Origin of the sequence: Tissierella sp., from assembly GCF_031460495.1 — a bacterium.
Classification (GTDB): Bacteria; Bacillota; Clostridia; order Tissierellales; family Tissierellaceae; genus JAVKTS01.
Genome location: NZ_JAVKTS010000005.1, coordinates 78,807 through 95,967 on the forward strand (window position 1 = coordinate 78,807; position 17,161 = coordinate 95,967).

Sequence of the window (17,161 nt, forward strand, 5' to 3'; positions counted from 1 at the left end):
ATACCATAGATGCTTGAAGGATGATTTACTTTTGTAAAGCTACTTTTAGTATGTAAAATCTTGCGAAGGCAAGATTATTTTTTTGGGTATATGCAGCCAAATAAAGAACTAATTAAAATTAGGAGGAATTATTTATGGCTAATTTAAAAAACAATGAAGTAATCGGGTATTTACCTGATGAGCGTCCCCCCGTACTTGAATTAATTCTATTTGCATTACAACAAATAGTAGTTATGTTTCCAGCAACAGTTCTAGTTGCTCTTATAACAGGATTTCATGTTTCTACAACAATTTTTGCTAGTGGTCTAGCAACTCTTGCATTTATTTTTATAACAGGTAAGAAAATTCCCTTGTATTATGGATCAAGTTTTTCATATATAGCTGCAATAGCATCGATTATGAGTGCTGAAGCTTTCGCAGGATATTCATTAAATGATAAAATTTCAATAGCTCAATTCGGTATTGTAATGTCTGGATTTGTTTCAATAATTGCAGGCTTCATCATTAACAAAGCAGGTAAAGATGCAATAGATAGAGTACTACCACCTACTGTAACTGGTAGTATTGCCATGATAATAGGATTATCTTTATCAGCAAACGCATTATCAAATGCATCAAGTATACCAGCCATTGTAGCAGAATCACAGAAGGTATTTGCAACAAATATGGCATGGATAATATCAATAGTTACATTATTGTCCACTATTCTATACTCTGTATATTTAAAGGGTAAGCTTAGCCAATTTCCAATATTATTTGGACTTTTTACAGGATACGCGGTAGCCTTAGTTATAGGATCTATTACGGATATTCCCTTTGTTACATTTACTACCATAGAATCAGCTTCAGTATTTAATTTGCCAATATTCACCTTCCCTAAGGCAAGTTGGGCAGCTGTAGCAGCAATAATGCCCATAGCAATAGCAACAATACCTGAATCAACGGCACATATATATCAATTAGATATTTACGTAAATGACGTAGCTAAAAAGAAGGGCTCAAACAAGGAATATAAAATAGAGGACAAGCTTGGCTTAAACCTAATAGGTGATGGTATTGGTGATATAGTTTCAGGCCTAATAGGTGGACCAGCAGGTACAAATTATGGAGAGAATATTAGTGCAATGGCATTATCAAAGAATTTCTCAGTACCAGTATTAATGTTAGCAGCTGTAATTACTATGATTATTGCTTGTTTCACTCCACTAATTAACATAATTTACTCCATACCAACATCAGTAATAGGTGGACTTTCAATATATTTATTCGGTGTTATAGGAGCACAAGGTATAACAATTATGATTGATAAAAAAGTAGATATGTTTGAATCAAAAAATCTTGCAGTTATAGCAGTGATACTAATAATTGGACTAGGTGGCACATTTAACTACCCTAATAGCATGATTCCACTATTCGGTCAAGAATTTCCAGCAATAGCCACAGCTGCTGTGGTTGGGATTATTTTAAATCTACTGCTTTCTCTTAAAAGTAAAAAGCAAATAAACTAATTGTCAAGTTAAGGGATAGTAGAGTCTACTATCCTTAATTTATGTCTAATATTATCATTTAATAAGTAAATTATGTACTAACACTATTGATGGTTTTATGTTAAAATATAATATGCAGGGTGTGAGAATTCCCCCCAGTGGCAACATTTTACTAAAGAGGAGAGAGCTAAGTGATAATTGAACATTTTTTGGAAGTGATAATACCTTATATTACGGCTTCCTTAGAAGCTATCGGAGTATTTATAATTGTAATAGGAGCAATTAGGGGAGTTTATAGGTTTGTTAAGAACTTTGTAAGTATTAATAAACAAGATGTGTCAATTGATTTTGCTAAGGCTATGTCATTGAGTTTAGAATTTAAATTAGCAGCAGAAATAATAAAAACGGTAGTGGTAAGAACATTAGACGAATTTATTATTTTAGCATCAGTTGCCATACTTCGAGTAGTACTTACTTTTGTACTACATTGGGAATTGAAGGCAGCAAGTGCTGAACATGGACATGAACATTAAAGATTAAAGATTCTTAAAAGAGCTTATAGCTGGGGGGGATGAGTATGGATAGACCTATTATAATAGATTGTGATCCGGGGTTAGATGACTCTATAGCAATTATTGCTGCTGAAAAAATACAAGATATAAATATTATAGGAATCACAACTGTAGCAGGCAATGCTTGTATAGAAAATACAAGTAGAAATGCTTTAAATCTATTAGATACCATCTCCTGGGAATTACCTGTAGTTATAGGAGCAGGCAATCCCCTAATAAGGGAACGAAGATTATCAAAGAAAAAGACTGGTTTAGGTGAAGTGGTATTAGAGGAATCAACCAGGGAATTTTTAGATATAGATGTAAGTGATTATATTTATGAACAAGCAAAGAAGTATAATGGGGATCTGGAGATTCTTGCATTGGCACCCATGACAAACATTTCACAGGCTATAATTAAATATCCAGAACTAAAATCTATGATTAAATCCATAACTTTTATGGGTGGGACAACTAGGCAAGGTAATATTACACCATCGGCAGAATTTAATATGTATATTGACCCTCATGCAGCAGAAATAGTATTCGAATCAGGTATACCTCTTACTATGGTGGGCCTTGATGTGACAAAAAAGGCATTCTTATCTTTTGAAGATATTAGTTATTTTCAATTTTTCAATAGTCTTCATAGTAATTTAATTGGTCAGCTTCTTCAATCAATACACAATAGAGAATGTATATGCGGAGAAAATGCAATAGAAGTACATGACCTTGTTGCACTGGCTGTTATGGTATTGCCTGATATTGTAAAGAAGAAGAAGTTCAAGACATCCATAGAAACAAATAATAAGCAAAATCTAGGTATGCTATTATTTGATTATCGTAATATAAGTGATGAAGAGAAAAATATAGATATTGCAGTTGATATAGATGTTGATGCTTTTATACACTGGTTTAAATCTTTGATTTGTTAAAGTTTTACTTAAAATCAAAATAATTAGTACAATTTGCATAAGATTTGATATAATATTATAAATACATAAAAAGTAGGAGGGATTTGATGAAAAAGCTTTTAACAGGTAACGAAGCAATTGCAAGAGGAACCTATGAAGCCGGGTGTTTAGTTGCGTCTGCATATCCAGGTACGCCAAGCACTGAAATTCTTGAAAACATCTCACAATACGAAGAAATCTATTCAGAATGGTCCACTAATGAGAAAGTAGCTCTTGAAGTTGGAGCAGGGGCTTCCATAGCTGGTGCTAGGGCATTAGTAGCCATGAAACATGTTGGATTAAATGTTGCAGCAGATCCATTGTTCACTATTGCATATGAAGGAGTAAATGGTGGATTAGTTGTTATTACAGCTGATGAACCAGGTATGCATAGTTCTCAAAATGAACAAGATAATAGATTGTTTGCACCTCATGCAAAGGTAGCCATGGTAGAACCATCTGATAGTCAAGAATGCAAGGATTTTATAAAACATGCCTTTGAAATATCAGAAGAATTTGATACTCCTGTATTATTTAAAGTAACTACAAGAGTTTGCCATAGTAAGGGTACTGTAGAATTAGGTAGTAGAGTAGAAGTTGGAATTAAAGAATATGTGAAGAATCCTAAGAAATACATAATGACACCAGCAAATGCTAAGACTAAACATTTGGAAATGGAAGAAACTAGAATTCCAAGGCTTATGGAATATTCTAATAATAGTCCATTGAATAAAATAGAATGGAATGACAGAAAAATAGGAATTATAACATCTGGGGCTGCATATCTTCATGCAAAGGAAGTATTTGGAGATACAGTTTCATATTTAAAAGTAGGTTTTAGCTGGCCATTACCAGATAAATTATTTAGAGAGTTTGCAGAAGGTGTGGACAAGTTATATATCATAGAAGAAAATGAACCTTATATGGAACAATTTATTAAAGCTATGGGAATAGAATGTATCGGTAAAGAAATATTCTCAGTTTGTGGTGAGATAAACCCACAAATTATTAGAGAAGCAATATTAGGCGAAAAAGTAGAAGAAGGATATAAGTTAGATATAGAAGTACCATCAAGACCACCAGCATTATGTGCAGGATGTCCACATAGAGGTATATTCTATGCATTATCCAAACATAAAAATAAAATTGTAGTTACATCTGATATAGGATGCTATACTTTAGGCTCTGCCCCACCATTAGCTACTGGAGATACAGTAATATGTATGGGTGCTGGAATAACTGCAGGTATTGGTTTTGATAAGGTTAACCAAATGGCAGATAGAGGCAAGAAAACCTTTGGAATAGTAGGAGATTCGACATTCTTCCACTCTGGTATGACTGGATTAGTTAATGCAGTATATAACAAGAGCAATATGGTAGTTGTAATTTTGGACAATAGAATTACAGCAATGACAGGTCATCAGGAAAACCCAGGTACAGGAAAGAGTTTATCTGGAGTAGAAGCACCACAAATAGATATAGAAGGCTTAGTTAAAGCCATAGGAATAAAAGAATCAAATATAAGGGTTATAGATCCATATGATATGGATGCGAATGCAAATGCAATTAATGATGCCCTAGTAGCCACTGAGCCATTTGTAATCATTACAAAGCAGCCTTGTGCACTTATTAAAGATGTACAAAAGAGAAGAGCAAATCTATATTGCCAAGTAAATCAAGATAAATGTAAAAAATGTAAGACTTGTCTAAGAATAGGCTGTCCAGCAATATCTATGAAGGACAATGTGGTTAGCATGGATACTTCAATGTGTAATGGCTGTACAGTATGTCTACAAGTATGTCCATTTAAAGCTATAGAATCTTTTGGGGAAGAGGTGATTTAATTGGCAAAATCTTTACTTTTAGTAGGTGTAGGAGGTCAAGGTACGATTTTAGTATCTAAGATATTATCAGAAGGTCTTCTAGAAGAGGGTTATGATGTAAAAATGTCAGAAATCCATGGAATGGCGCAAAGAGGCGGTAGTGTAACTACTCAAATTATATTCGGTGATAAGGTATATTCTCCAACTATTAACAAAGGTGAAGCAGATGTATTGGTATCCTTTGAGAAGCTTGAAGCAGCTAGATATGTACCATTGCTTAAGAAGGGTGGAACTTTAATAGTTAATGAAGAAGAAATGTATCCATTACCAGTCCTTGGAGGACTTGAAAAATATCCTGATGGGATAATGGAAGAATTAAAAGATAAAATAGAAAAGGTAATATCCATAAATGCAAGGGTAATAGCTGAAGAACTTGGGGAACCAAGGTCACAAAACATTGTAATGCTTGGACTTATAGTCAAGGCTTTAGGATTAGAAAACATAGATTGGAAGAGTAAGATAATGAAATTCCTTCCAGAGAGAGTACATGAAGTTAATATCAAAGCCTTTGAAAGAGGGATAAATGTCTAAATAAGATTGGGGATACTTTACTAGTATCCCTTTTTTTTATGTTTAAATGGCATATTATGAATAAAAATTAATTAAGTTTTTGTAATAAATAGAAAATGAAAGAAAAACAAAGAGATTTTTAGAAAAACAGAGATAATCATAGTAAAGTTCAAAAACAATATCAGATGTTTGATAAAAGTTCATTCTTGTGAAACAAACTGAACATTGTCTAGATTTACATTAAAAAAATGAGGAGTATAATAGATTAGTCAAGGAGTGATGTACTATGGATCAAATTATCAATAATATTTTAAATATTGATAAGGAAACAGTGAAGATGAAGTTAAAGACTGAAGAGCTTATAGAGAATAAGGAAAAAGAATTAAAGGAAGCCATTCAAGAATTAGAAAAAAACTATATGGAAGAAGGTAGGTTAGAGGGAGAAAGAGTTTATAATGAAGTCATTAAAAATGGAGAGTTGGAAATAAAACAGATGCAGTCTATGGATATGAAGACTCTAAACAGTATTGATGATGTATACAAGAAAAATAAGGACCAATTAGTAGAGGAATTATGGAAGAACTTATTTAAAGGTAAAGAATAGAGGGATATTCATGAGCGGTGAAAGAAGATTTGCAGCTATAAATACTAAAATAAGAGTCTTGAGAACAAAAGTATTAGAGAAAAAAGACTATATTATCTTAATGGAAAAGGAAAATGTAGAAGCGCAAATAGCTTATCTGAGAGAAAAAACCGCCTATCAAGAAGAGTTGAGTAGAATAGAAAAATCAGACAATATTCAGCAGGTTGAAATTGAGTTAAAACGCCACCTAATCGCTGAATCTGAAAAGATTATAAAATATTTTACAGATAGCTATAGGAGTTTTTTTAGAAGCTTGATGTTAAGGCATGAAATCGAAGATTTGAAGCTGTTTCTTAGGATGTTGGAGAGAAAAGAAAATACGGATAAAATACAGAATTTAAGTTTATTAAAAGGAAAATATTATAGTTTTGATATAAAGGCAATAAAGAGCTCTTCAAGTTTGGAAGAGTTTATTGAAAATTTAAGGGGAACTATTTACTATGATGTATTAAACCCTTATAAAAATGAAGAGCATTCTAAGATAATATTTTATATGGAAATGAACTTAGATAGACTATATTTTAGCTTATTAAAATCCAAATCCCAAAGTCTTAAAAAAGAAGATAGAATAATATTTGAAAAAATATTAGGTACAAATGTAGATTTATTAAATATTGAATGGATATATAGAGGAATTAAATTTTATAATTTACTACCTGAAGAGCTAATTAATTTTGCATTGCCTAATGGACATGAATTTGAATATAAGGACATAAAAAAGATGTGCTATTCCAATGTAGAAGAACTTAAGGAAATAGTATTGAAAACTCAATATGATTTCTTGTTTGATACTGAAAAAGATGTAGATTTATATATGGAAAGAAGAATGCAAAGGTATCTGCATTATAAGTTTTTAGATGCATTTAAAAAAGCTAAATTAGACATTCATTTGTCTATGGCATATATTCATCTTTTAGAGTATGAGATTAGAGATATTATTTCAATATTAGAGGCAAAAAAATATGGATTAACTATGGAAGAAACGAAAGATTACTTAGTTATGAAAGTAGAAGGAAGTGATGAGTAATGTCTGTTGAAAAGATGACTATGATGAATGTCATCGGAAACATCTCAGATGTGGATAATGTATTAAAAGATATAATTCTATCAGGTAAAGTAGAATTAGTATCTGCATTGTCACAAATAGAAGACAATAGTTTTGTCTTTAAAGTAGAGAATGAGAATTTAGAAAAGGTAATAGATTTAAACTATATTACATCTTTTTCAAAGGATAAAAACTATGAAGAACTTCTAAAAAGAGGTGAAGAGCTAGAGGAAGTTTTTGATATAAAATTTAAACATAAGGAACCTAATTTAGAAGATAATATAGATATAGATAAAATGTCTAAGGAATTTAGCAATATATATGAAGAGGTAAAGGAATCTAATGAAAAGCTAAAGGCAGCTAAGGAAGATCTAGAAAGGGTTCAAGGATTTTATAAGAACTTATCTCAGACTAATGGAATGAATATTTCTATAGATGATTTGAGAAATCTTTCTTATTTTGATTTTACACTTGGGATATTGTCAAAAGAGGATAGAATAAAACTTAAGAAAAATTATGAAAATATATTAGCAGTTATTCTTCATACTGGAACTGGAAAAGAAGGAGAAGCATATTTAGCTATATATCCTTCAAGTATGAGAGAAGAAATGAATAGAATACTAAGGTCTCTTAACTTTAAAGAAATTAAGATACCAGATAACTATTCTGGGACACCTGAAGAGATAACCAAGTATTTATTTAACAAGAAAGAAGAACTGGAAAAAGAAATAAATTCTTTAGATAGAACATTAATTAGTTTAAAAGAGAAACATAGAGATAATATCTCAACTATATTAAATCAGCTAAAGACAAAGGGAAAAATAGAAGGTATCAAAGAAGAATTGGCTAGATCAAATAAGTTTTTCTATCTTTCAGGATGGGTCTCTAATAAGGATAAGGAAAGCATAGGAAAAATCCTTAATGCATATAAAGATATGCTAGTGATATTTAAGGATGACTCAGACCTTACTCCTCCTACAAAGCTTAGAAACAATTGGATATTTAGACCATTTGAATCCTTGGTTAAAATGTATGGCATGCCTTCTTATAATGAGTTAGACCCTACTCCATTTCTATCTCTATCATATATGCTTTTATTTGGAGCTATGTTCGGAGACTTAGGACAAGGGTTAATATTACTCTTAGGTGGTATATTACTAGGTCGTAAAAACAAGATGTTTGGTGGACTACTATCCAGACTAGGACTAAGTTCTATGGTGTTTGGAACTTTATATGGTGCTGTATTTGGAATAGAAACTCTATTGCCAGCTCTTTTGATTAAACCTTTCGAAAATATTAATACAGTACTAATATCTGCCATACTTGTAGGTATTGTGCTGATACTTGTATCTTATATATATGGAATGATTAATAGTTATAAGAGAAAAGACATGGAAGAAGGCTTGTTCGGCAAAGAAGGATTAGCAGGATTTATATTTTATCTATGTTTGCTTGTATTAGTTGGAGGGAATCTCATTGGGAAACCTATACTTCCTATTGGTGTAGGAGTGGTGATTATCTTACTATGTGTAGCAGCAATGGTATTCAAACAACCTCTTACTCATTTAGTAATGGGTAAACGACCACTTCATGGAGAAGATATTGGTGGATACTATATTGAATCCGTATTTTCTATTGTTGAAACATTGCTAAGCATGTTAAGTGGTACAGTGTCCTTCATTAGAGTAGGAGCCTTTGCTTTAACACATGTAGGCTTAGCGGTAGCTTTTGAAACAATAGGTCATATGATTGGAACTCTGACTGGAAATATTATAGTTATGATTATAGGTAATATTATTATCATTGGAATGGAAGGGGTCATAGTATTTATTCAAGGTCTAAGACTTCAATACTATGAACTATTTAGCAGGTATTACAAAGGTGAGGGTAAAGAATTTAACCCTTTAAATATTAAATAATTAGGAGGAAAAGAAATGGAATTTATATTAATATCAACGACTTTAATGGTTTTAATGACTATAGGAACAGGAATTTTTATGATTTACAAGAATATAGAAGGTAATAGGAAGACACTTAAAAAGATTTTAAGAGTAAACTTATTTGTATTTTTACCAATCCTTGTTGCAGCTATAATTACTTTAGTGCCAGGTACAATCAATGCAGAAACTACTAGTGCAGCAACAGGAGCAGGTCTTGGATTTATGGCAGCAGCATTATCAACAGGTTTAGCAACTTTAGGCGCTGGTTATGCAGTTGCTGTAGTAGGATCATCAGCATTAGGAGCAGTTTCTGAAGATTCAAGTATATTAGGTAAGACTTTAATATTCGTAGGTCTTGCAGAAGGTATTGCAATCTATGGACTTATAGTATCTATCTTAATAATAGGAAGGTTATAATATGAAGTCCTTCCTAATAAGCCACAATCAGGATACTATCTTAGGTCTTAGGCTGGCGGGAATAGATGGAGTTTTGGCAGAAAGCACAGAAGAGGTTGAATTTCATTTTTCTAAGGCTGTTGAAGATCCAGATATCGGGATTATTATTATAACAGAAAAGATATTTGAAGAAATGAAAGAAAAGGTACTAGAACTTAAGAGAATAGGAAGTACTCAAGTTATAACTACTATTCCAGACAGAACGGGCCTAAGGGATAAGAATTTTATAATGAGATATGTAAAAGAATCCATAGGCATAAAAATTTAGGTGGTGATTCAATGATTACTCTTGAGGATAAATTAGATATATTTTATAAAATGATATTTAAAGAGGAAGAAGAAAGAAGTAAAAAAGCCCTTGAAGAATTAGAAGCTAATAATAAATTAATATTAGAAAGTAAAAAAATAGAGCTTGAAAACAAGAAAGAAGAAATAATTGAGAGAAGAAGACTTTTAGCAGAAATTCAAAAAAACGAATTACTATCAAAGTATAATCAAGAGGATAGAAATGCTATTCTCATAAAAAAGGAAGAGGCCTTAGGAGACTTGATTAAATCCTTAGAGGATAAAGCGAGAAGCTTCACATCTACTGAAGAATATAAGGACTATATTCTTCACGGAATTGAGGATGTAATTAAGGATATGGAAGAAAAAGAGGTAACTATAGGATTAATTGAAGAAGATAAACTAAGGTTTGAGGACTTTATTCTTAAATTAGGTAAGGAATATGGCAAGAATATAATCTTTGATATAGTCAGCAACCATATTATAGGTGGATTTATATTGAAATATGAAAGCTATAATTTAGATAGTAGCTTTAAGACTATTATTGATGAAAATCGATATTTGATAGGTAAGAGATTATATTCATCCCTAGAAAAGACAGGTGAATTAAATGGATAACTTGACGGGTAAAATTGCTATGATAAATGGTCCAGTAATACTTGGAGAAAATATGACTGGATTTAAGATGAGGGAAATGGTATTAGTAGGAGATAAAAAATTAATTGGTGAAATCATATCCATAGATGGAGATAAGGGAACAGTACAGGTATATGAAGAAACTGAAGGTATAAAAAGGGGAGAAATCATAGTATCAACGGGTAAACCTCTTTCCCTAAAGTTAGGACCTGGTATGCTTGGCAATATGTTTGATGGTATTCAAAGACCTCTAAAGAAAATAAGGGACGATTTTGGTAGCTTTATACCAGAGGGTATAGGTCTTATATCCATTGACGAAGAAAAACTATGGGATGTACAGCTAAAAATAAATCTTGGTGATTATCTAAAAGAAGGAGAAGTATTTGGAACTGTAGAAGAAACTTCTTTAATTACCCATAGACTTTTAGTACCTGTAGGAGTAGAAGGCAAAGTCACTAAGTTAGTAAAAGAAGGGAAACACAATATAGAAGAAGACCTTGTTGAGATTGAAGATAATCTTGGTAAAAAACATTATCTAAAGATGTATCAAGAATGGCCTGTTAGAATTTCAAGACCTGTGGCAGAAAGATTACCTATAGATAAGCTATTGGTCACAGGACAAAGAGTATTGGATATTTTCTTTCCTATAGCTAAGGGAGGAACAGCAGCAATACCTGGAGGATTTGGTACAGGCAAGACTATGACTCAACATCAGCTTGCAAAGTTTTCAGATGCAGACATTATAGTATATATAGGCTGTGGTGAAAGAGGAAATGAAATGACAGAAGTACTAGAGGATTTTCCTAAGCTAATTGACCCACATTCTGGAAAGCCAATAATGGAAAGAACGGTTCTTATTGCTAATACATCTAATATGCCAGTAGCTGCAAGGGAAGCCAGTATATATACAGGAATTACCATGGCAGAATATTTTAGAGATATGGGCTATCATGTAGCCATAATGGCAGACTCAACTTCCCGTTGGGCAGAGGCCTTAAGGGAAATCTCAGGAAGACTAGAAGAAATGCCAGCAGAAGAAGGATATCCAGCATATCTACCTTCTAGACTTGCTCAATTCTATGAAAGGGCAGGATATGTAAAGGCTCTTTCAGGGGATGAAGGATCTGTAACTATAATAGGAGCAGTTTCTCCAGCAGGAGGAGATTTTTCTGAGCCAGTTACAGAAAATACTAAGAGATTTGTTAATGTATTCTTAGGATTAGATAGAGAATTAGCATATTCAAGACACTATCCAGCCATCAATTGGTTAAATAGCTATAGTGGATATATGGATATGTTAAAGAATTATTATGAAATAAGATTAAATCAAGATGTAGAAGGTCTTCGAGGAAAGATGCTAAGACTTTTATTTGAAGAAAGTAAGCTATTGGAAATTGTTCTTTTAGTTGGTGAAGATGTATTACCAGATGATCAAAGGCTAATCCTTGAAATTGCAAGAGTTATAAAAATTGGGTTTTTACAACAAAATGCTTTCCACAAGGAAGATACCTATGTACCATTAGAAAAGCAAATAGAAATGCTAAAGACAATAGATTTGTTATATGAAAGAGGATTACAAGCTGTAAAGCAGAATATCCCTATTTCTCAAGTAAGGAATGGAGAGCTTTATGGTGAAATTATAAAGATGAAATACACTGTACCCAACGAAGATATAGATAAGATTCAAGAACTTAACAATATGATCAATGATTTTTACAATAAATTAGAATTAGATTATTCTAAATAGTGGGTGAGGCAATGAAAAAGGAATATTTAGTATTAGACAAAGTAGAAGGAGCTTTAATAGAGCTATCAAAAGTTCATGCAGTTGGATACGGTGAAATAGTGCAGGTAGAAAACAATTTAGGTGAAAAGAAAATAGGTAGAGTTATTAAAATAGATGGAGATAAGGTAGTTGTACAGGTATTTGGATCTACCTTGGGACATTCAGTAGATAATACAAAGGTAAGCTTTGAAGGAAGACCATTTGAGATTCCTCTATCTAAAGATATACTTGGGAGAACCTTCAATGGTATCGGAATGGCCATGGATAATGGTGGAGATATATATTCCGATAATTTTTATAATGTAAATGGTAGACCTATAAATCCAGTGTCTAGAGAATATCCAAGGGATTATATTCAAACGGGAATATCCTCCATTGATGGGCTTATAACTTTGATTAGAGGACAAAAGTTACCTATATTTTCAGGTTCAGGCTTACCTCATAATGAACTTGCAGCTCAAATAGTAAGACAGGCAAAGATTAAGGTAAATGGAGAAGAAAGGGATAATTTCTCCATAGTATTTGCAGCCATAGGTGTAAAACATGATGAGGCATTTTTCTTTAAGGAAGCCTTTAAAAAGGCAGGGGTACAAAATAAAGTAGTAATGTATATTAACTATGCAGATGATCCAATAATGGAAAGAGTAATTACACCAAGATGTGCTCTTACTGCAGCTGAGTACCTAGCCTTTGAAGAAAACCAACATGTCTTGGTTATAATGACAGATATAACATCCTATGGTGAGGCTCTAAGAGAGGTATCTTCCTTGAGAGAAGAAGTGCCTAGTAGAAGGGGATATCCAGGATATCTTTACTCTGATTTAGCAGCTTTGTATGAGAGAGCAGGTATGCTGAAGGATAGGGAAGGCTCTGTAACACTTATTCCTATTCTAACAATGCCTAATGATGATATAACTCATCCTATACCAGACTTGACTGGATATATAACTGAGGGACAAATAGTATTATCGAGGGAATTAAATCAAAAGAATATTTATCCTCCAATAAATGTACTTCCTTCATTATCAAGACTTATGAAGGATGGTATAGGTGAAGGATATACAAGGGAAGACCATCCTGATGTGGCTAACCAGTTATTCTCTGCATATTCTAGGGTTCAAGATATTAGAGCTTTAGCACAGATTGTAGGGGAAGATGATTTGTCAGATAAGGATAAGAAGTATATGGAATTTGGTGAAGCCTTTGAGGAACATTTTGTTACTCAAAAATACAATGAAAATAGGGATATGCAAGATACTTTAAGCTTGTCTTGGAAAATATTATCATTATTACCTCAAGAAGAATTAGACAGATTAAATCCAACCTTAGTAGAAAAGTATATGAAACAAGGTGATTAAATGGCAGTATATAAATTGACGCCTACAAAGGCAAATTTAATAAAATCTAAGAACTCTCTCCAATTTGCTAAAAAAGGATACGAATTATTAGATAGAAAAAGAACAGTTCTCATAAGAGAAATGATGTCTTTAATAGATAAAGCCAGTGAGTTACAAGGGAGAATAGACATAGAATTTAAAGATGCCTATGAAGCGTTAAAATTGGCTAATATAACTATGGGTACTGAATCTGTAGAAGAAATAGCAGGCTCTATAGAAAAAGAACAGGATTTTAATATATTGTTTAAATCTGTAATGGGAGTAGAAGTTCCTATTATAAAAAGGGAAGAGACTACTTTTACTACAGAATACGGATTTTTTAGAACAAATCCAGCCTTTGATAAAGCAGTATTAAATTTTACAGAGATAAGGAATCTAATTTATGACCTGGCAGAGATAGAGAATTCAGTATATAAATTAGCAATGGAAATAAAAAAGACCCAAAAAAGAGCCAATGCTCTAGATAAGATACAAATCCCAAAATATACTACTACTATTAAGTATATAGAAGAAGTATTGGAAGAAAAGGAAAGAGAAGACTTCTTTAGACTGAAGAAGGTTAAAGGGAAGAAGTAAGCTAATATAAAAACTACCACAAGGATGGAGATTCTTCTGGTAGTTTTTTGAATCAGAGGGGGCTGTCCCCTCCGACTCGATAATTTTTGCCTATGCTTGAATCTATTTAGCTGTGCCCATTTAGCAGAAATCTCTTTAAAATCAAATGCATTTCCTTATTAGATGATGTATAATAAGACTTAATGTTTAAAGGGGGTTATGATATCAAAATTAATAATAAAGAGAAAAAACTTAAAAAACATTTCAAAGCTATAGTTTCAAGTGTTATCTTTTTAACTGTCTGCTTCATAATAGGATTCGTTTTCGCTATGTGTTTTGGAGATTTTATGTCTACACATATTAAACACGATAGTTTATTTATTGAATTAATTAGAATTTATGGATTGCTGTTAATATTCTTCATTGGGTTTTTGTTCCACATAATAATCCATGAAGCAGGTCATCTGATATTTGGATTGATTACAGGATACTCCTTTGTATCATTTAGAATAGGATCATTTACAGTAGTCAAAGAGGATGGAAAATTAAAAGCAAAGAAGTTTAACATACCTGGAACAGCAGGACAATGCCTAATGATGCCACCAGATTTAATAGATGGAAAATTTCCATTTGTAATATATAACTTTGGTGGAGTTATAATAAACTTTATAGTGTCTACACTAAGCATTTTATCTGTAATATTTATAAAAAATATCATTTTTCCATTTAATGCAATATTGGTACTTACAGGGATGGCTGGAATTATTGCAGTATTGACTAATGGAATTCCATTGAAGATTGGCGGTATTGTCAATGATGCTTATAATGTTATATCCATGTTAAAAGATGAGGAAGCTAAAAGGGGCTTCTACCTTCAACTGAAAGTAAATGGACTACAAAGTAAAGGTATGCGAATTAAGGATATGGATTTTAGCTTGTTTGAATTACAGCCAGATTCAGATATTTCTAATCCTCTAAATACTAGTATTAGGTTAATGGAATTTAATTGGCATTTAGATAATATGGATTTTGATAATGCAAGGAAATGTATCAATTCTTTTATACCGCATTTTAGCAAATTAATACCATTATATAGATTTGAAATTAATTGTGAACGGATATTCCTAGAATTGATAGGAGAATGTGATAAGAGTTTTATTGATAGATTGTATGATAAGCAACTTAAGAAGTATATTAAATCCGCTAAGTATATGATTAGCAAGAAAAGACTATTGATGGCTTATGAATACTTTTATAATGAAAATAGTGATCATGCTCTAAAGCATTATGAGGATTTGAAAAAACTATCTAATAGTTATCCAATCCGAGGAGAGGCAGATATGGAATTGATGCTAGGGAGTTGGATTAAAGAGAGGATTACTACCTAGGATTAAAATACATATTAAATGGGAGTGGTATGATATGGAGTATGTATTAACTAATATAAAAAACACCAGAAGAATAAAATATTCTTCTGGTGTTTTTTTACAAATTCCCTCTATTATTCTTCAAGTTACTTGATTTAAGCAATTTTGAAATTATGGTCTATTTGGGTCCGTAATAATTGAACGACGTATAAATTGTGGTCTAGTAGGGCCATCATCATCGCCTGCAAATACTCCTATGGATAGAGTGAATAATAAAACCAACATCAATACTATACTTACTAATCTTCTCTTCATCTTCATATACTTTTTCCTCCTTGATATTTTATTATGTTATCAATTAATTTTTCCAGTCCATTATATTCCTTGTTTTGAATATAGGACTTTAAGGATTTAAAGGTTGCCAACAAGCCATCGTAAGCATTAATATTTGATATTATAATGCTGTTATATTCTTCTAGTATTGTATGGATATTTTCAACCCTTATTTTAGTATTTAATTCTGTAAGAGCTGTGATATTCTTCAATATATAATTCTGTTGATTATTCTTGCTTGCATATTCAAGAGATAATTTATAATAATTTACAGCTTTCTCAAGATTATCTAAGGATTCATATACAGTAGCCAATCCGTGGCAAATTTTACAGTATCGCTCTCCATCTTTATCCAGTTTATCAATATCCTTTAATATGCCATCTATATACTGCTGAGCACGATTTTCATCCTTTAGTTTTGTATAGACTTCGGCTATATTAGCATATATTAAATATTTGAGATCGCTATATCCTGTAAAAGTTATAACTTGAAGAGCCTTTGTATAGCTGCTGAGAGCTGATTCATACTCGCCCATTTCAAGATAACATACACCTTCTAGGATGTAAGTCTTTCTCCATAGATCATAATCCTTTGTCATGGAGTATTGTAATAGATCTGAAATTATCTCTAAAGAAACTGAATACATCTTTAATCTATAATAGGCTAAGGCATAATTATAATAGATATGGATCAAATACTTATTAGGTATTGTCTCAGCGTTTAGTAGAGCATTTTGGTATATTCTTATTACATCTTCATATTTTCCTCTATCAATATAATTACTAGCTAATTTGATCATTATTCTATAGTTTTGATTTCTCTTAGGGTATCTAGTCCTTAGCTCCCAAGCCTTTAGCATATACTCGTATTCTTTTTCATAATCTCTAGAGTTAAAGTAAATATCTCCTATTACTTCATAGGCCTTAATCTTCTTATCCACTAGATCATATTCATTGAGAAGAAATTCTAAATCATCTAAGTCATCTGGGTCAATTACATAGTCTTTTTCTACCCTATGCTTGTCCAACTGAGAAATGTACACTTCTACTTTTTCCTTTGCCTCATATCGACGCGGATTAAGTAAATCTTCTACATCCACAATTAAATCCATATTTCTCTCTTCCAGAATTTTGTTTATACTCTTACAAATTATCTTAGCGTCATCTGTCTTTAGGGGAGTTGCATCAGATTCTATTAAGTTTAATAAATCTTTTTCGATTCCACCTCCTATAATATCAGCTTCACTGATATTTAAGCTTTGACGTATTCTTCTTAAATCTTCCCCTGTGGTTGTCTCTGCCTCCACACTGCCCAACACACCACCTCCATTTAA

The 17,161-nt window shown here is 32.1% G+C and carries 17 protein-coding genes; 15 read left to right on the forward strand and 2 right to left on the reverse strand.

The features are described 5' to 3' along the window. Positions 1-134: 134 nt before the first annotated feature. From RIN63_RS12465 to RIN63_RS12535, 15 genes are all read left to right on the forward strand, one after another. Complete coding sequence (locus RIN63_RS12465; protein ID WP_310445062.1) at positions 135-1,508, forward strand: solute carrier family 23 protein; 1,374 nt, start codon at positions 135-137, stop codon at positions 1,506-1,508. A gap of 170 nt (positions 1,509-1,678) precedes the next feature. Continuing rightward, a complete protein-coding gene (locus tag RIN63_RS12470; protein WP_310445063.1) occupies positions 1,679-2,020 on the forward strand; it encodes a DUF1622 domain-containing protein in 342 nt (113 codons plus the stop codon). Positions 2,021-2,064: 44 nt separating this feature from the next. Then, positions 2,065-2,973 (forward strand): nucleoside hydrolase, encoded by a 909-nt coding sequence (locus RIN63_RS12475; RefSeq protein WP_310445064.1) that lies wholly within the window; start codon positions 2,065-2,067, stop codon positions 2,971-2,973. 86 nt (positions 2,974-3,059) lie between these two features. Then, positions 3,060-4,835, forward strand: a complete 1,776-nt coding sequence (iorA, locus tag RIN63_RS12480) for an indolepyruvate ferredoxin oxidoreductase subunit alpha (RefSeq protein ID WP_310445065.1) — start codon at positions 3,060-3,062, stop codon at positions 4,833-4,835. Continuing rightward, positions 4,836-5,405, forward strand: a complete 570-nt coding sequence (locus tag RIN63_RS12485; protein ID WP_310445067.1) for an indolepyruvate oxidoreductase subunit beta — start codon at positions 4,836-4,838, stop codon at positions 5,403-5,405. 265 nt (positions 5,406-5,670) lie between these two features. After that, positions 5,671-5,988 (forward strand): hypothetical protein, encoded by a 318-nt coding sequence (locus RIN63_RS12490; RefSeq protein WP_310445068.1) that lies wholly within the window; start codon positions 5,671-5,673, stop codon positions 5,986-5,988. Between the two features lie 10 nt (positions 5,989-5,998). Then, on the forward strand, positions 5,999-7,054 hold the full coding sequence (locus RIN63_RS12495) for a V-type ATPase subunit (RefSeq protein ID WP_310445070.1): 1,056 nt from the start codon (positions 5,999-6,001) through the stop codon (positions 7,052-7,054). Next, positions 7,054-8,991, forward strand: coding sequence for a V-type ATPase 116kDa subunit family protein (locus RIN63_RS12500; RefSeq protein WP_310445071.1), 1,938 nt, complete (start codon positions 7,054-7,056; stop codon positions 8,989-8,991). The genes RIN63_RS12495 and RIN63_RS12500 overlap by 1 nt, the downstream gene beginning before the upstream one ends. A 15-nt stretch (positions 8,992-9,006) precedes the next feature. Beyond that, positions 9,007-9,429, forward strand: coding sequence for an ATP synthase subunit C (locus tag RIN63_RS12505; protein ID WP_310445072.1), 423 nt, complete (start codon positions 9,007-9,009; stop codon positions 9,427-9,429). 1 nt (position 9,430) lies between these two features. Then, positions 9,431-9,736: a V-type ATP synthase subunit F gene (locus tag RIN63_RS12510; RefSeq protein WP_310445073.1), complete on the forward strand. Its 306-nt coding sequence runs from the start codon at positions 9,431-9,433 to the stop codon at positions 9,734-9,736. An 11-nt stretch (positions 9,737-9,747) separates the two neighbouring features. Further along, positions 9,748-10,371, forward strand: a complete 624-nt coding sequence (locus tag RIN63_RS12515; protein ID WP_310445074.1) for a V-type ATP synthase subunit E — start codon at positions 9,748-9,750, stop codon at positions 10,369-10,371. Then, entirely contained in the window at positions 10,364-12,136 is a 1,773-nt protein-coding gene (locus tag RIN63_RS12520; RefSeq protein ID WP_310445075.1) for a V-type ATP synthase subunit A, read from the forward strand. Before RIN63_RS12515 ends, RIN63_RS12520 begins: the two co-directional genes overlap by 8 nt. Positions 12,137-12,147: 11 nt before the next feature. After that, complete coding sequence (locus RIN63_RS12525; protein WP_310445076.1) at positions 12,148-13,533, forward strand: V-type ATP synthase subunit B; 1,386 nt, start codon at positions 12,148-12,150, stop codon at positions 13,531-13,533. Next, positions 13,534-14,148 (forward strand): V-type ATP synthase subunit D, encoded by a 615-nt coding sequence (locus RIN63_RS12530; protein WP_310445077.1) that lies wholly within the window; start codon positions 13,534-13,536, stop codon positions 14,146-14,148. Positions 14,149-14,330: 182 nt separating this feature from the next. Beyond that, complete coding sequence (locus RIN63_RS12535) at positions 14,331-15,515, forward strand: hypothetical protein (protein WP_310445079.1); 1,185 nt, start codon at positions 14,331-14,333, stop codon at positions 15,513-15,515. Positions 15,516-15,665: 150 nt separating this feature from the next. Here RIN63_RS12535 and RIN63_RS12540 read toward each other — a convergent pair whose 3' ends face one another. After that, positions 15,666-15,815 carry a hypothetical protein gene (locus tag RIN63_RS12540; protein ID WP_310445080.1) on the reverse strand — a complete coding sequence of 50 codons (150 nt, stop codon included), beginning with the start codon at positions 15,813-15,815 and terminating at the stop codon, positions 15,666-15,668. After that, positions 15,812-17,134 (reverse strand): hypothetical protein, encoded by a 1,323-nt coding sequence (locus RIN63_RS12545; protein ID WP_310445182.1) that lies wholly within the window; start codon positions 17,132-17,134, stop codon positions 15,812-15,814. The genes RIN63_RS12540 and RIN63_RS12545 overlap by 4 nt, the downstream gene beginning before the upstream one ends. Between the last annotated feature and the right edge of the window lie 27 nt (positions 17,135-17,161).

Excerpts from the sequence above, each read along its gene's own strand:
- RIN63_RS12530 (WP_310445077.1), top strand. The coding sequence starts at position 13,534 with ATGGCAGTATATAAATTGACGCCTACAAAGGCAAATTTAATAAAATCT.
- RIN63_RS12490 (WP_310445068.1), top strand. The coding sequence starts at position 5,671 with ATGGATCAAATTATCAATAATATTTTAAATATTGATAAGGAAACAGTG.
- RIN63_RS12515 (WP_310445074.1), top strand. The coding sequence starts at position 9,748 with ATGATTACTCTTGAGGATAAATTAGATATATTTTATAAAATGATATTT.
- RIN63_RS12540 (WP_310445080.1), bottom strand. The coding sequence starts at position 15,815 with ATGAAGATGAAGAGAAGATTAGTAAGTATAGTATTGATGTTGGTTTTA.
- iorA (WP_310445065.1), top strand. The coding sequence starts at position 3,060 with ATGAAAAAGCTTTTAACAGGTAACGAAGCAATTGCAAGAGGAACCTAT.
- RIN63_RS12510 (WP_310445073.1), top strand. The coding sequence starts at position 9,431 with ATGAAGTCCTTCCTAATAAGCCACAATCAGGATACTATCTTAGGTCTT.
- RIN63_RS12535 (WP_310445079.1), top strand. The coding sequence starts at position 14,331 with ATGTTTAAAGGGGGTTATGATATCAAAATTAATAATAAAGAGAAAAAA.
- RIN63_RS12505 (WP_310445072.1), top strand. The coding sequence starts at position 9,007 with ATGGAATTTATATTAATATCAACGACTTTAATGGTTTTAATGACTATA.
- RIN63_RS12500 (WP_310445071.1), top strand. The coding sequence starts at position 7,054 with ATGTCTGTTGAAAAGATGACTATGATGAATGTCATCGGAAACATCTCA.
- RIN63_RS12495 (WP_310445070.1), top strand. The coding sequence starts at position 5,999 with ATGAGCGGTGAAAGAAGATTTGCAGCTATAAATACTAAAATAAGAGTC.
- RIN63_RS12525 (WP_310445076.1), top strand. The coding sequence starts at position 12,148 with ATGAAAAAGGAATATTTAGTATTAGACAAAGTAGAAGGAGCTTTAATA.
- RIN63_RS12520 (WP_310445075.1), top strand. The coding sequence starts at position 10,364 with ATGGATAACTTGACGGGTAAAATTGCTATGATAAATGGTCCAGTAATA.
- RIN63_RS12465 (WP_310445062.1), top strand. The coding sequence starts at position 135 with ATGGCTAATTTAAAAAACAATGAAGTAATCGGGTATTTACCTGATGAG.
- RIN63_RS12475 (WP_310445064.1), top strand. The coding sequence starts at position 2,065 with ATGGATAGACCTATTATAATAGATTGTGATCCGGGGTTAGATGACTCT.